The sequence below is a fragment of the Terriglobus sp. YAF25 genome, from assembly GCF_052113305.1.
Taxonomy (GTDB): domain Bacteria; phylum Acidobacteriota; class Terriglobia; order Terriglobales; family Acidobacteriaceae; genus Terriglobus.
Genome location: NZ_JBFRCY010000012.1, coordinates 1 through 15,049, shown reverse-complemented (window position 1 = coordinate 15,049; position 15,049 = coordinate 1). Strand labels below are relative to the sequence as shown.

Genomic DNA, 15,049 nt, shown 5'->3' with positions numbered 1-15,049 from the left:
ACTCTAGCCTTCCATCCCAGATAGACAAAGACCCCAACGGCAGCGGCGATGATCGCATAATCCCACCAATTCCGCGGGTTTGTACGGTCAATCTCCGGAGTCGCATAGTCGCGCAGCACCTCTGAGATATCGAGATCATATCGATCGCATTCACGCTGCAGCGCATCGTTCATGGAAATATGCTCGCGCTGTGTTGCAACCGCGCTGCTGATAGCAATCGCTCCGCCGATCATGATCAGCGATCCGGTAATAACCATCACGCGCTGGCTGGAGGTGGCATTCGCCAGCTCGCCAAAGACCAACGCACCCCATGCCAGCCCCCACAACTGATTCGTGTTGGAGAGCGGAATGCCGCGGCCGATACCCAGATACTTAGTCGCAAACTGCTGGAAGATATCGCCGATCACCCAGACGAACCCGCCCAGGAAGAGCCAGAAGAGCAGGTGGCTCAGACCTTCCTTGTGGAAGATCGGCGCCTGCGCTCCACCGTCGAAGTACCAAACCAGCGCAAAGACAGTGCCGAGCTCACCGAAGGTAAACGCCGTAACGAACGACAGCGGATTCATACCACTGATGTAAGCCTTACGGTAGGGGATATACATCGTGCCCCACAGCAGGCTGGCGCCGAGCGCTGCCAGAATGCCCTGCACCGCACGAGGACTGTGTCCCCCATCGGCATGCATCGTGCTAAAGCCAAGCAGAGTCGCGGCCGAGACGATAGCGATAGTGCCCACTACCACCTTGAGAATGTTCGACCGGCTGGCGTTATTCAGTTCACCAAAGAGCAGCCGTCCCCATAGAAGACCGATCAGCGAGTTCGTATTCCAGAGAGGAAAGGCGATGGTCAGTCCAACATCGCGGATAGCAAAGACGGTCAGCGTATTGGCAACCGCCCACAGCATGCCGGCAAGCAGTGCCCAAAGGATCAGGTACTTCTTCCGCATCAGGTCTTTGGTGACCTGGGTTGTGCCCTTCAGCAGCGTGGGAACGGTCCACCGCGCAGCAAAGACACCCGAGACCATGCAGAGCGACACCGCAAACGGTGACAGCCCGGCGTTGACAAGTTTCGTAGGAGCCTCAGCCGCGCCCAGCCAGACACCGGCGCTAAGACCGCAGATTACGCCGGCCCAGTGCAGACGGCTGGCTTCTTCCAGAGCATGTGGTTTGTCGTGAGATGCCATCGGCAGAATACTTTTCTCAATTAGTGAATTTGAATCAGCAGAATGATCCCCAGGCAAAGAACAATGAGCGGGATCAGGAAGTGAATATCGGTGACGATGGCTTTCGCGGTTCGCATCAAGGGCATTCGTTTAGGTCCTTCCGACGTTGCATCAAAATCTGTACAGAACCCCTGCACAGTCAACGGCACAGGAAGACCGGCGACGATGCCGGTACGGGCTCTGTTTCGGCATCATTCCGCTGGCTTGATATCGAGTCGCATGTGACTCAAACCGGAATAGACCAGATCCACCGAATCTGCTCCGTCGTCGATACTAAACCCGGAAGCATCCGTCGTGATACCTACTTGTAATCCCGGCAGCCGCCAGGCCGCTGCCTTAATCTGCTCTTTGATCTGCTCCTTCTTCAAACCGGCGGCATGAACCCGCAAGCGGATGGCGCCTTTCGTGTCGATATCCAGTCCATTTTGATCGGCACTGGCATCGACCAGAGGACACGCCACCAGTTGCACCCATCCGATCTCGCCCGAAGGTGTGCGCCAGTGAACGGTCGCCGGATGAAACTGCGAACTCGGTCCACCGGCGTCTTTAGTCTTCGTGGTCAGCTCTCCGCCGAGGAGCACGTGGTCGCCGATCCACGCCGTTGCGGTCCGTTCCGCGCTGATGTTCTGGCGGATGGCATGGGCTCCGGCGAAGTGCTGCATCTTCGCAAGCGCATCCGGCGGGATCGCAGTCCCCAGGACGGCGATATGCGAGGCAAACCAAATATCCGCCAGATGATCGGTCGTCGCGGAGATCGGCGGCAACGGAGCAGACGATGCATCCAGCACAGTCCTCATCCACACACCCACCACGCTGACGTAGTGCGTCATATCCATGCCGTAGGCACGGTCAAAGGGACCGCTGAGGTTTCTCAGGTCAGGCTGGTAGTAGTTGGCAAGCTCGCGCCACAGGCTGGTTTCCATCACCGCACCCAACTCACGCATATGCGCCGAGGAACCATAATCGCGCCACAGCGCCAGGCCGTAGATATCGACACCGCTATAGGTGGGTGAGTTGTACTCCGGGAAGGTGCCGTATTTCTCAAACAGCCGATAGACCTCCTCATTCCACACCACCGACTTTTTCTTCCAAGCCGCATTGTGATCGTGAATGGCGGCGAAGTCCCACAGGAAGCCGTACATCAGGGCAATGTTGGTATACGCCGGAGCCAGGCGGCCCTCACGCATCTCTCCAAGAATGCCCAGGTCGATCGCCTTGTACATCCGTTGCCGCAACTCGGCCGGAATACGATCAGGATACTCAATCAGGATCATCGCAAAGGTCGTCCCGATAAAGACGCGCCAGTTCGGGTCATAGTCACGCCACAGCTCACTCTTGCTGGGCGGCGTCGGCTCAGCGGGGGTGCGTTTGTAGGTTCCGTACCAGCGAACACTGGGATCGGTGTACTGCTGCTTCAGCACGGCATTCAGAATTTTGGCGGCGCGTTCGCGATCGCCGGACTGATCGCGAAAGAGCAGACCCAGCGCATACCAGCTTGATTCACGAACCATGTACCGTCCACCCTCACCCTGGGTTCCGTGCGCAGAGCCGCCCGACGGGCTTTTCACCAGGGAAACCGCATCGTCATAGAAGTACTCATTCCAGTGCATGGACTCCTGGAAGAGCTCACCTGTATTTCGATTGAGAGAAGCGGGAGAGACATGCCGGGCATGTTGTGGCAGGCTCTGGCCATAGAGAAACGACATTGCTCCACAAAGCGCCATCACTGCGACAAGCTTGCGTACCACAAACACCTCCATGCATCCGTACGGGCGGTGTCCTCATAAGAGAACACCGCCCGGTAAGAACTCAACCTCTAACTTGTTTTTTAGAAGTTGAACTTAGCCGCGAACTCCACCGTACGCTGTTGGTACGTGGGCGTGCTGCTCGTGGATGTAATGGTCCCAATCGTAGACGTGTTGCTGATGTTCGCGTTGGGAGTTCCAAAGTTGGGATGGTTGAAGACGTTGAAGGAATCGGCACGCAACTGCACGCGATACCGTTCCTTGAAGACGATGTTCTTCTGCAGATTGATATCCCAGTTCTGATACCGGGGTCCCCGCAGCATGTTGTAGCCGGAGTTGCCGTAAGCTCCACCGGGGATGCCGTTTGCATCCGTCGGTGCAGTAAAGGCCGCTGGATTGAACCACTGTGTTTTGTTTTTCGTTGTGGGATACAGAGAAGCGCCTGCAACCCGGCTGGCACGTCCGCTGACAAGATTCGTCCACTTGGTGCCGCTGCCATCGGTGTAGGTGCCCGGCGCCGTATACGTGACCGAGAAGGGCTGTCCCGTCTGGAAGACCGAGATACCGGAGACCTGCCATCCGCTCACGATCTTATCCATGACATTACCGGCTGTTCCCAGGAACGCCTTTCCTTTGCCGAAGGGCAGCAGGTAAGAGTAGTTGACCGTCAGCGCCTGCGGCGTAATGCCGCCGACGTTGCCGTAGGAGTCGTTCGGTGTCGCTCCTGATGGGTTCTCGAGGTTCTCCGTACCGATCACGCGAGTCCACTGATACTCAGCACCGAAGGAGACGCCATTGTGATACTGACGATGAGCACCAACCTGCAACGCATTCATCGTGCTGTGGAAGATGGGGGCCATGTTCAGACTGATGGTCGAGAACGGCTGCACCAGGTTCAGGCTCTGCGCCGTCACCGAACCGTTCTTGATCAGCACCGGGTTAGACGGCAGGTTGATATTCGGAGCGTAGTTACCCGATCCGCCATAGTTGTTCTGCTTGAGATTGTGCTGTCCGGCATAACCGACGCGGACCGTCCAGTTACCGGCGAACTGATGTTCCAGGGCGAGGTTGTACTGTTCGGTGTAGGGTGTCGTCGTCGAAGCCTGCGCCAGCACAGACGGATTCGCCGCGAAGCTTCCGGTTCCCGAGAACGCATTCGACATCGAGAACGACGGTGTGGAACCCGAAGAGTTGTTGAAGGTCTGCGAGCCCGAGAACGGCAGATTGGCAAACGGCGCCGTGGTGATATACGAGGCCGGCAGCAGGTTGTAGTAGATACCGAAGGCGCCGCGCAGCACTGTATTCGGCTTTACCTCATACGCAAAGCCGAGACGTGGAGCGAAGTTCTTCTTGTTCTGGCCCAGATAGCTGAAGACGTTGTTCGGCAGATTGGCCGTGCTCGACAGCGTGATCGGAATAGAGCTCAGGAAGCTGGGGATAGCCGCCGACGGATACGAATTGCCGAAGACTACGACCTGCTTCAGGTTGGGAATATAGAGAGCGGTATTGCGATAGAGGTTGTCGCTGAACAACTGCAGGTCATAGCGCAGACCGGCGTTGATGGTGAGGTTCCGCAGGATCTTCCAGTCGTCCTGGATATAAGCCGCGTACTGGGCGGAGATATCGCGCTTCACATAGTCGTTCGGCACCGGCTTGACTGCCGTAACCGGATAGCCGAGCAGGAAGTCTGCAAAGGCATTGCCGGAGTACTGGCCAGTGAACCGGAAGGAACCGCGCTGCGGGCTCGTCGCCGAGATGTTCCAGTGGTTGTCATATAGATACGAGAAACCGCCCTTGATGGTGTGGCTCCCCGCGATCTTGGTCAGCGATGTACCGATCTGGCCGACCTGCTCCAGATCCTTCGATCCGGACTCCGCGACATTCGCGATGTTCGTGATCGTGATCTGCGGCGCACCCTGAATCAAACCCGTTCCCAGGCCAGGAATGATGCTGGAGAAATCAGTCTTGTAGTTCTGCGGTGTGCGATAGATCGGAAGGTGGAAGAACGAACCGTAGGTGTCGAGCAGCAGGTTGGGAGAGAACACGTGCGTCCATCCCAGGATGATGTTCATGTTGTGCTCGCCATCCTGTGCATTACCACCCTGCAGGCTGGTAGTGCCATTCGTCGGGCTGGGGCCGTAGAACGCACGCAGGAAAGTAAAGCGCAGYTGGTCGTTCGCGGTGAGCTGGTGATCCAGACGTACCGAGACACGGCTCGCGGTGGAGGTTGTCTGCACCTGCTCGTAGGTGTTGACACCCGTACCCGAGGTCGTCGGATTGGGATAGAGAAGGCTCAGCAGCTTCAGCGAGACAGCATTCTGATTCGCCGTAGGAATGGTCTTATTCGCAAAGGCCGTTCCGGTCGACGGATTGGTGATGTTGCCAGAGAACTCCGTAAAGACACCCTGCCGCATCAGCGCTGTGGGCTGTTGTGTATTGTCAGCGTACGACTGCGTCAGGCGGAAGCCCTCATATGCCACAAAGAAGAAACTCTTGTTGCGGCCGTTATAGACATGAGGAATCAGGATCGGACCCGAAAGGTTTGCACCGAACTCGTTGCGCTGATACGGCGGCCGCGGATTCGCCCCGCTGAAGTACGCCTTGGCGCCCATACCTTTGGAGCGGTTGTACTCGAGCGCACCGCCATGGAACTGGTTGGTGCCGCTGGCGGAAACCACGATCAGAGCAGCGGGCTGGCCGAACTCAGCCGGCGCGCCGTTCGAGAGCACCTTGAACTGCGAGATTGCGTCGAGCGACGGTACCTCAGGTTCGGCGCGCTGCAGCGTCACCTCCTGATTGGTAACGCCGTCCAGAGTGGACGTGAGTCCACCGTAGGAGCTACGAGAGCCGGTACCGGCTGCAAATGTAATGCCGCGGGTCGCAAGCTGATCCTGCGCTCCCACGCCCTGAATACCAGGCGCAAGCGAGATCAGTCCCATCAGGCCAAGGCGGCCGTTGAGTGGCGTGTTCTGGATTGCCTGGCTCTCCACCACAGTTCCGATCGACGAGTCCTGTGTCTGGATAGTGTTGCCCGCGCCGGTCACCTCGACCGTCTGCGTGACCTCTCCATTGGGGAGAACGGGATTCAGCTGAATCGTCTGGTCGATCACCAGCGTAATTCCGACCTGGCGGAAGGTCTGGAATCCGGCGTGGTCAACCTGGACGGTGTAGTGCCCGGGAGCGAGCTGGGTGACGGTGAAGCTTCCGGTATCGGAAGTGGTGACTTTGCGGATCGTGTTGGTCTCGGTCTGTGTGACGGTTACAGTCGCGTCTGCAATGGTTGCCCCACTGGCGTCCGTCACATTTCCGGCGATCGTGCCGGTAATACCTTGCGCAAGCAAACGCTCTCCGCTCAAAAATGCCAGACTCAGCACAAAACACAGACTCAACGAGGCATGTGTCATGCGCCCGAAGATCTGCTTCATCAGATTTATCTTTTTTTCGTTCATTGATTACGGCCTCCATGTCTGCCGCAAACTACAGCAGACGAGTGTCGGGAGTATCGAAGGCGCGAAAAATGATTGGCAAAGTATTTCACTGTGATAGCCCTGTTTCACCGTGAATAAGCCACAAGTCATTCAAATAAAACCACTTAGGTTTCACGTGAAGTCCGCGAAACATGGCGTGCGTGAAAGGCTCAAAAGGCAGGCAGAAATTCGAGATAACCATGAACTGGGTGCCCCATCCATCGCAAAGCGATGGGTGGGATGTCCGAGCCAAGCTCCAATGGGGTGGGTGCAGCAGGGTCCCGGCCACCTTTGCTGGCTGGGTGTTCAGCGGTCTTTCGGGCAGGCACGATAAGCGCTGAAGGCGCGCTTTTATCAGCGGCTTAAAGCCCATTTACTTTTACGCTCTATTCAGCGGGCTGAAGCCCGCTGCTCCCACCCTACAAAACGTGGTAGCAGACGACACTACGCTGATAGGAATTACCGTTCAGGTTCTGCGCCGAGAGCAGGATCTCGAAGTGAGGCAACGCTCCACCCTTAGTATCCAGAGTGCGAAGGAAGGCAATAAACCGCGGGCTCAGCAGAAACTCCGAGGCTGTTTCCGTCCCCGCCTTGCTGGTTCCGCCAATCAGAAGCGAAGAACTCTCTCCATCCAGGCTCGGAAGATAGGAGATCACGCCATAGGCCAGGTGGTCAGCGCTGTTGGCAGCCTCGTCGTAACGCGCTTGCTCACCCTTTCCAGGATTGCGGTTCTCCACCAGGTTGGTGTGGGTCTTCGAATCGTAGCCCACGCGGAAGCGCCCTGCGGAAGAGAAGAGGTCGACCCATGGGTTGGCGCGTGTGCTGCCAATCAGGATGACGTTATTCTGCTTCAGCTCGCTTAGGCTGACGTCCCGCGCAAAACGGACCTGCGTTTTGCTGTGGTCAACCTGAGGCAGACGCTCCAGTGCCGAGACCAATCTCAGGTCCACCACGTTCGTATATTGACTCGTCAGCAGTTGGTTCCAGATCCGGCTCGTTTCCGGCGGGGGAATGGTGTTGCGGTACTTCCGGTTCATGTAGTCCGACAACGTAATCTCGTTGCCGATCAACTCATCCATCAGCACCAGGCTGCTATCGGCAGGAACAAGGATGGTCGTCCGCTGCGAATCGAAGATGCTGGCCCAGAAACGCACCTCCACTGGAACCCCGGCGTGCCGGTGCTCCTCTCCCCGAAGCCACCAGCCGATGCCCAGAGCCAGGCATACGACGACGCCGATACCCACCGCAACATAGATCCAGAAGAAGGACATCTTCGGGGGAGCATCCGCCGCATCTCCGTCGCCAACGGCTGACGGCGGATAGCCGGCCGAAGAAGGAGCCGGGGGAACCGAGTTAACCGTCTCCTGTACCGTTCCCATGGGAAGCTCCCGATGGTGAAACTCGGGCACATAGCTCCCTTTGGGAATCGTCAGGACGATCGGCTCATCCTTGCCCTCGGTCGCAAAGTACTCCTGCAGGCGAAGCCGCAGGAAGCGCGCCTGGGAGCGGACGATCGAGTCCTCTCCCATGTGGTATCCCTCGTTCCGGCCGAAGACCTCCGTGCCGATACGCTGCTCATTAATCGAATCAGCCTTCCCCATCTGCTGCTGCTCGCAGATGAACTGGAGGAAGGTCGCGAGCTTGCGCGACTTGCGAAAGAGGGCGGAAGAGAGGATACGGGAGACAAGAAGCCGCTGCTGTTCTATCGATGGAGGGTCGGTAACAGGCTTCGCGGTAGACATACCTACTCCCCTCAATGCCTTATTCACCTGCAATTCACCGTGAAATTAACGGACATCCGTGAACGCGTTTGGCCAAAGGCAAGAGGCGACAGATACATTGTAACGAGATTGACGGGTGCTGGCGACGCTTGTGTACACGGCACGGTACGGTCCGTTACAGAAAATCCCGTCGGAAGAGTTACGGATGACGCTTTCCTCCTCGATACCCCGTCCCGAAGTCAGCGGTGAGAGCCAGGCGCCCTCTTCCTCTCCCCGGCTCGCCTCCCTTGATGTACTGCGCGGACTCACCATCGCCCTGATGATCATGGTGAACACCAGCGGCGACGGAGCTCACACCTTCCCCTTCCTCTCCCATGCCCCCTGGAACGGTTGCACCCTGGCAGACGTCGTCTTCCCCTGCTTTCTGTTCATGGTGGGCATCTCCATCGTCTTTTCCCTTCGCGGCAAGCTGCGGAAGGGCGTCCCCTCCTCGACGATCCTCCTGCAGGCCGCGAAGCGAACGCTGGTTCTGTTTGCCATCGGGTTGGCGGTGAGCTCGTTCCCGCACTACACCTTGCATACCTTCCGGGTCTTCGGTGTGCTGCAGCGAATCGCCATCTGCTTCTTCGTCGCCACGCTTCTCTATCTCAAGGCGAAGCCAAAGACATTGATCGTCGTAACGGTCTCGATCCTGCTTGGCTACTGGATCCTGCTGCGCTGGGTTCCCGTTCCCGGCTTCGGCATGCCGGGCGTCGATGTGCCCTTCCTCGACCCGGTCGGCAACTTCCCGGCATGGCTGGACCGCCACCTGTTGCCCGCCAGCCACCTTTACCGCGCAGGCTTCTACGACCCAGAAGGACTGCTCAGCTCGGTTCCCTCGCTCGCTACCGCCCTGCTCGGCGTACTGACCGGCATCTGGATCACCCGTCACGGAGTGACCTCCGCCACCGCCCGCGGCCTGCTGACCGCCGCAGTTTCGTTTCTGGCGCTGAGCGGCTTGTGGAGCATCTGGTTCCCGCTGAACAAACGGCTCTGGACCAGCTCCTTCGTGCTCTTCAACGCCGGTCTCGGCTTGCTGGCGTTGTGGTTCTTCTTCTGGCTGATCGATCTCCGGCCCGGAAAGAAACGCTTCCTCGAACCGGCGCTGGTCTTCGGCACCAACTCTTTGGCGGTGTACGCCTTCTCAGAGTTCTTCGCCGGAACCCTGGATTCCATCCGCCTGCCCAGCCATCGGACCGTGCAACAGTGGCTCTTCCACCCGCTCACTCTGGTCTTCCCGAACCTCTATGTCGCGGCGCTGGCGTACGCTCTTCTGTTCGTCGGCGTCTGCTACCTGCCCATGCTGCTGCTCTATCGGAAACGGATCTTTATCAAGATCTGAGGAACCTCACGAAACTGGGTGCCCCATCTATCGCGAAGCGATGGGTGGGAAATTCGAGCAAAGCTCGAACCGTTTTTCGTTTGTCATTTCACAGCGAACATTGTCCCGTATGAACATTCCCATGGTATGGGCTCTCGGATCGGTCGATCCGCCCCTTAAATCCGATCTTGCCTCCAGACCTTCCTCTCCTATAAATTCGTAGCCCTACTTGAAATTCGAAATATATGTTCGAATTTAAAACCTCAGGGAGACGATGCAAAAGAAGGCAAAACCCCGCACCTACCACGCTCATCGTGAGCGTCAGCGCCGCCGGATTCTGGATGCGGCCCAGTCCCTGTTTATTGAACAGGGCATCGAGCGGGTCACCATGGCCGAGATCACGTTGGCCAGCGGTCTGCAGCCTTCAACCATGTATCAGTACTTCTCCAGCAAGGACGACATCGCCTGGGAGCTCGTCAGCGAATTGCTGGCAGGAGCGGCCATCCAGGTGAAGCAGCGCATCGAAGGCGCTCCGAATGCACTTGCCGTGATCACCGCGTTTCTGGAGTTCATGGCCGATGAGCTCTCCGGCAACCAGGCGGCGGTTCGCTTTCTGGCGGAGTTCGATGCCCGGTATGCGCATGACTGGCCGGTGGACCGGCTGCTTACGCTTGAGTCGCAGATCGCTCCCCAGCCATTCCGGTTCTTCACGGACCTCATTCGTAGCGGGATCGCCGACGGCTCACTGCGCGCCGATCTCGATCCGGAGCTGACCATGCACGCCGTGATGAACGCGGTCATCGGAGCGCAGCGCAGGCTGGCTTCGCTCGGCAGAAAGGTCGAGATCGAGTACGGCCAGCCGATCGATCGTCTCTTCCGGGAGACGCTCCGCATTCTCCTGCTCGGTTTGCGCGCCCCGGAAGCTCCAGTCACAAGTTCCTCGAATACACGGAAACGCACCGCCAGAAAGAGGTCGTCATGAATCACCTGTCACGCTGTCAGATCGGTCTCGCGGCTATCCTTGCTGTCCTCGTTCCTGCGGCAGCCGCCGCCGCAACTCCAAAGACGCCGCGTCAGGATCTCGCTGCCGACGCGGGGTGGAAGTTCCAGCTTGGCGACGCCGCCGGCGCGGAGAATCCATCCTTTGCCGACTCATCTTGGCGCACCGTCGATCTACCCCATGACTGGAGCATCGAGAGCAAGCCGGACAAGGACAACCTCAGCGGTACAGGCGGCGGCTTTTTCCCCAACGGAATCGGCTGGTATCGCAAGACCTTCACCGCACCTCGCGAGTGGAATGGCAAACGGGTAACGGTTCAGTTCGACGGCGTCTACCGCGACGCCACGGTCTATCTGAACGGCCACAAGCTGGGGATACATCCCTACGGCTACACCTCCTTCACCTTCGACCTCACCCCCGACCTGAAGCTCTCCGGGACGAACGTACTGGCCGTGCGCGTCGACAACTCAGCGCAGCCAAACAGCCGGTGGTACAGCGGATCGGGAATCTACCGGCATGTTCATGTCATCGCGACCGAACCGACGCATGTGGCGCACTGGGGTGTCTTCGTGACGACGCCAGAGGTATCGACCACCTCTGCCAAGGTCTCCATCAGGACGCGCGTCACGAATGAATCCGCACAGACAGCCGGAGCCACCGTCGAGACCACGCTGCTCGACAAGACCGGCAAAACCATTGGCACGGCGCACTCCAATCTGAACCTTGCCTCCGGCAAAGAGGACGAGACAGCGCAGGAGGTTGCCGTAGCCAATCCTGCGTTATGGACACCCGAGACACCGACGCTGTACCGGGCCGTTTCCACAATTCGCAAAGATGGCAAGGTCGTCGATCAGGTCACGACCTCCTTCGGCATCCGCTCCCTCACGTGGTCAGCAGAGAAGGGCCTGCTGCTCAACGGCAGATCCATCAAACTTACCGGCGGCAGTGTGCATCATGACAACGGTCCGCTAGGCGCGGCTGCCTTCGATCGTGCGGAGGAGCGCAGGGTTCAACTCATGAAGGCCGCAGGGATGAATGCGGTGCGCACCGCCCATAACCCTCCGTCGCCTGCGTTTCTCGATGCGTGCGACCGCCTCGGCCTCCTGGTGCTGGATGAGCCCTTCGATGTGTGGCAGGCGCATAAGGTGAAGTTCGACTACGGCAGCAACTTCGATGAGTGGTGGAAGCAGGACATCTCGTCCATGGTGCTTCGCGACCGCAATCATCCCTCGATCGTGATCTGGGGCATCGGCAATGAGATTCCYGAGCTCGAAGTCGATCGAGGCGCTCCGCTCGCTAAACAGCTTGCGGACCAGGTCCGTGCGCTCGATAACACCCGCCCGCTCACACTCGCATTTCCTGGAACAACCACCATGCCCACCGCCCAGGCGGTCTTCTCGCAGCTCGACATCACCGGCTACAACTACAACCTGATCCCTACCTACGCCAAAGACCACGAACAGTTGCCCTCGCGTCTCATGCTGACCACCGAATCGTGGCCGGCGAAGGCCTTTCCGCTATGGGCAATCACACACGACAATCCCTACGTTCTCGGCGACCTCACCTGGACCGCCATGGACTACCTTGGCGAGTCGGGCATCGGTGCGTGGCAGTATGGCACTCCCGAACAGGCCAAGATGGCCGAGCAGGCGGGCGGCATGATGGCGAACACCAGCATGGTCGACCAACTCTTCGCAGGGATGGCGAAGGGTGTCGACGTTATGGCTGAGATGGCTAAAGGTTCGTCCGACCCAATGGCAAAAGCAGCCATGCAGTTCTTCTTCCACCCGTACCCATGGCACGCCGCAGTCTGCGGCGATCTCGACATGACCGGCTTCCGTAAGCCGCAGTCCTACTATCGCGACATTCTTTGGAACGGCGGCGATCGTGTCTACGCGACCGTCCGCCTGCCTGAGCCGGAAGGCAAAAAGATCATCGCCATCATGTGGGCGACCTATCCTACACTTCCCACCTGGAGCTGGCCGGGCCAGGAAGGCAAAGAGATGCAGGTTGAGGTCTACTCCGGCGCAGAGAAGGTGCGGCTGTTCCTGAACGACAAGCTGATCGGAGAAAAACCGACGGGGCGCGAACAGGAGTTCAAAGCTGTCTTCTCCGTACCCTATGCCCCGGGAACGCTGAAGGCCGTGGGTGTGCGGGGTGACCGCGAAGTCGCCCAAAGCATCCTCACCACCGCAGGCAATGCAACCAAACTACGGCTCACAGCAGACCGGGCGATACTACAGGCCGATGGAGAAGACCTTTCGTTTGTGACAGTAGAAGCGGTTGACGATCAAGGACGTTTTCAGCCCCATGCCGAACAGGAAGTCCAGTTCTCTATCAGCGGCCCAGGCGCCATTGCCGCCGTTGGAAACGGAGACGGACAGGATGCGGACTCATATCACGCTGAGCGGAGAAAGCTGTACCAGGGCCGGGCTCTGGTAGTGATTCGCACCTCCAGGAAAGCAGGAGCCATCAAGCTGACCGCTGCGAGCGCTGGACTGACTGATAGCACTGCAATGATTGACGCAAAGGCAGCTCCGTCGCAGGCGGAGCTCCAATAGAGCATTTTCCCTGCAGGTGGAGTGTAGGGCTTCCGTATCTATGGGCGTTTTCCGCAATGAAAACGCCGCTGCACGCCTCTCCCCGGGATACCCAGCAACGGGGAAAATGCTCTACGCGCAACAGAACCTATCATCCACAGCCGCCTATCCCGCCTGCTTCACCTTCGACAGATTCACCAGCGACACCGCAGCCAGAATCACAAACATGCCCGTCCACTCATACACGCCCATCCCCTCATGCAGCAGCCAGATCCCAAGGATCGACGCCACAATCGGATTCACATACGCATACGTCGCCACCTTCGTCACCGAGACGTGATGCAGCAACCACACATACGCCGTAAACCCGATCAACGCACCGAAGACCGTCAGATACGCCAGCCCCAATACTGCGGGCCGCGTCCACCGAGCCTCTGCCCATGAGCCCATCGCCGTAGCGATCAGCAGGTTCAATCCGCCGCCAAGCAACAACTGCCAGCCGGCCAGCACCATAGGATCGCGCTGCATCTTGAACCGCTTCGACATCACCGAGCCAATCGCCCAGCTCAACGCCGCACCCAGCAGCAGGACACTGCCGAAGACCTTACCCGTACCGCTGAACGAGATGTGACGGACCGTCGGCCACAGCAGCGTCATCAAACCGCCGAATCCAAGCAAGAGCCCCGCCCAGCCACGCCTGGTAAGTCCGTCACCGCCGGGGACCAGAGAATCCAGCAATGCGATAAAGATCGGAATCGCAGCCAGCACCATAGCCGCAAAGCCGGAGTCCACCGTCTTCTCTGCCCACACCAGCAGACAGTTATTGCCCACCAGCATGAACGCGCCCAGAATCGCGCAGCGCCAGATCTCGCCCGAGGTGATCCGGATCGATTGCCGGTTGAAGAAGCACAGCAGAAAGATGAACGGAGCCGACAGGAAGTACCGCAGGCCGCTGATGATCGGCGGAGCCAGATCGATCACCGCGTAGTGAATGGCCAGAAACGTCGATCCCCAGATCAGATAAATGCACGCAAAACACAGGATGATCTGTGCCATGAATTTCCGGGAGGTATGCATCGGCGATCCCTTATGATTTCACACGATGCCCGGACTTCAGGAACATACGTTGCTCTGGCTGGAACAGCTTGCCTCGATGCTGGGACGGCGGCCCTCCCAGCCGAAGCATCTGCGTGTTGGTGAGCGCGGCGAAGACGCTGCCTTCTGGCATCTGCGGCGGCATGGCTACACGGTCGTCGCCCGGCGATGGCGCTGGGCCGGTGTTCCCGGCGGCGACGTCGACCTCATCGCCTGGCATGGTCCAACACTCTGCTTCATCGAGGTGAAGACACGCAGCAAGCGCGACCTCGCCAGATCATCGGACACCTGATCGACTCCGCCTGCAACAACCACCAGCGCTTCGTCCGCCTGCAGATCGAGCGCGAGATCCATCTGCCCGGCTACAAGCAGGTGGAATGGGTCGCCGTGCAGCACTATGCGGACCGCCCGTGGAAGGATCTTCTGAACCTCTGGGAGGGACTCAACCGGCATCTCGTGCACGTTATCGCGCATACCCAGAAGCCTCACCTCGCCCATGAGTGGATCACGCCGGACCGGGCCTGGACCCTCGGCTTCCTGATCGAGGACTACATCGCTCACATGGGCCACCATCTCCTGCAGATTCTTCCAGAGTGAACAAATTTACCGCTGCGGGTGTCTAATCTAGTGAGAGCGAAAGGGATTTGAGCATGAGCGGATTGATGGATGCACCGGTCTACGATGAGCAGAGAGAAAGGCGCAAGACAGCCCTGCTGATCGCGGCGGGTGTGCTGGTAGTGCTGCTGGCCATCCTCTTCGTCGCCGGCTTCATCGCCGGACACGGCTGGTTCTTCACCAATCTCCCCGCCGAGCACAAGGTCGACCGCTTTTTGACCGCGATTGAGAAGAAAGACTTCGACACCGCCTACGGCGTCTACGTCAACGACGACAACTGGAAGGC

11 protein-coding genes and 1 pseudogene are annotated in these 15,049 nt (G+C 58.7%); 6 read left to right on the top strand and 6 right to left on the bottom strand.

Annotation, left to right across the window (positions count from 1 at the left end):
- The 5 genes from AB4043_RS00905 to AB4043_RS00885 all read right to left on the bottom strand — a co-directional run.
- The coding region (locus tag AB4043_RS00905) for a GRP family sugar transporter (RefSeq protein WP_442306343.1) at nucleotides 1-1,181 on the bottom strand (1,181 nt) is incomplete at its 3' end.
- Nucleotides 1,182-1,201: 20 nt separating this feature from the next.
- Nucleotides 1,202-1,297 carry a translocated intimin receptor Tir gene (locus AB4043_RS00900; protein WP_442302132.1) on the bottom strand — a complete coding sequence of 32 codons (96 nt, stop codon included), beginning with the start codon at nucleotides 1,295-1,297 and terminating at the stop codon, nucleotides 1,202-1,204.
- A gap of 114 nt (nucleotides 1,298-1,411) precedes the next feature.
- Complete coding sequence (locus tag AB4043_RS00895; protein WP_442302131.1) at nucleotides 1,412-2,968, bottom strand: hypothetical protein; 1,557 nt, start codon at nucleotides 2,966-2,968, stop codon at nucleotides 1,412-1,414.
- Between the two features lie 80 nt (nucleotides 2,969-3,048).
- Nucleotides 3,049-6,390: a carboxypeptidase regulatory-like domain-containing protein gene (locus AB4043_RS00890; RefSeq protein WP_442306342.1), complete on the bottom strand. Its 3,342-nt coding sequence runs from the start codon at nucleotides 6,388-6,390 to the stop codon at nucleotides 3,049-3,051.
- Nucleotides 6,391-6,851: 461 nt separating this feature from the next.
- Nucleotides 6,852-8,174, bottom strand: a complete 1,323-nt coding sequence (locus tag AB4043_RS00885; RefSeq protein ID WP_442302129.1) for a hypothetical protein — start codon at nucleotides 8,172-8,174, stop codon at nucleotides 6,852-6,854.
- 184 nt (nucleotides 8,175-8,358) lie between these two features.
- Between AB4043_RS00885 and AB4043_RS00880 the strand changes: the two genes are divergently transcribed.
- The 3 genes from AB4043_RS00880 (at nucleotide 8,359) to AB4043_RS00870 (ending at nucleotide 13,074) form a co-directional block, all read left to right on the top strand.
- Complete coding sequence (locus AB4043_RS00880; RefSeq protein WP_442302128.1) at nucleotides 8,359-9,534, top strand: acyltransferase family protein; 1,176 nt, start codon at nucleotides 8,359-8,361, stop codon at nucleotides 9,532-9,534.
- A 253-nt stretch (nucleotides 9,535-9,787) separates the two neighbouring features.
- A complete protein-coding gene (locus tag AB4043_RS00875) occupies nucleotides 9,788-10,495 on the top strand; it encodes a TetR/AcrR family transcriptional regulator (protein ID WP_442302127.1) in 708 nt (235 codons plus the stop codon).
- Nucleotides 10,492-13,074, top strand: a complete 2,583-nt coding sequence (locus AB4043_RS00870) for a glycoside hydrolase family 2 TIM barrel-domain containing protein (protein WP_442302126.1) — start codon at nucleotides 10,492-10,494, stop codon at nucleotides 13,072-13,074. The genes AB4043_RS00875 and AB4043_RS00870 overlap by 4 nt, the downstream gene beginning before the upstream one ends.
- A gap of 144 nt (nucleotides 13,075-13,218) precedes the next feature.
- On the opposite strand, the gene AB4043_RS00865 is transcribed toward AB4043_RS00870, so the two are convergent.
- On the bottom strand, nucleotides 13,219-14,109 hold the full coding sequence (locus AB4043_RS00865; protein ID WP_442302125.1) for an EamA family transporter: 891 nt from the start codon (nucleotides 14,107-14,109) through the stop codon (nucleotides 13,219-13,221).
- 46 nt (nucleotides 14,110-14,155) lie between these two features.
- Here AB4043_RS00865 and AB4043_RS00860 point away from each other — a divergent pair, with 46 nt between their 5' ends.
- From AB4043_RS00860 to AB4043_RS00850, 3 genes and pseudogenes are all read left to right on the top strand, one after another.
- Entirely contained in the window at nucleotides 14,156-14,440 is a 285-nt protein-coding gene (locus AB4043_RS00860) for a YraN family protein (RefSeq protein ID WP_442306341.1), read from the top strand.
- Nucleotides 14,441-14,535: 95 nt separating this feature from the next.
- Nucleotides 14,536-14,745, top strand: coding sequence for a hypothetical protein (locus AB4043_RS00855; protein WP_442306340.1), 210 nt, complete (start codon nucleotides 14,536-14,538; stop codon nucleotides 14,743-14,745).
- Between the two features lie 53 nt (nucleotides 14,746-14,798).
- A pseudogene (locus AB4043_RS00850) lies at nucleotides 14,799-15,049 on the top strand (hypothetical protein); the annotation flags it as partial.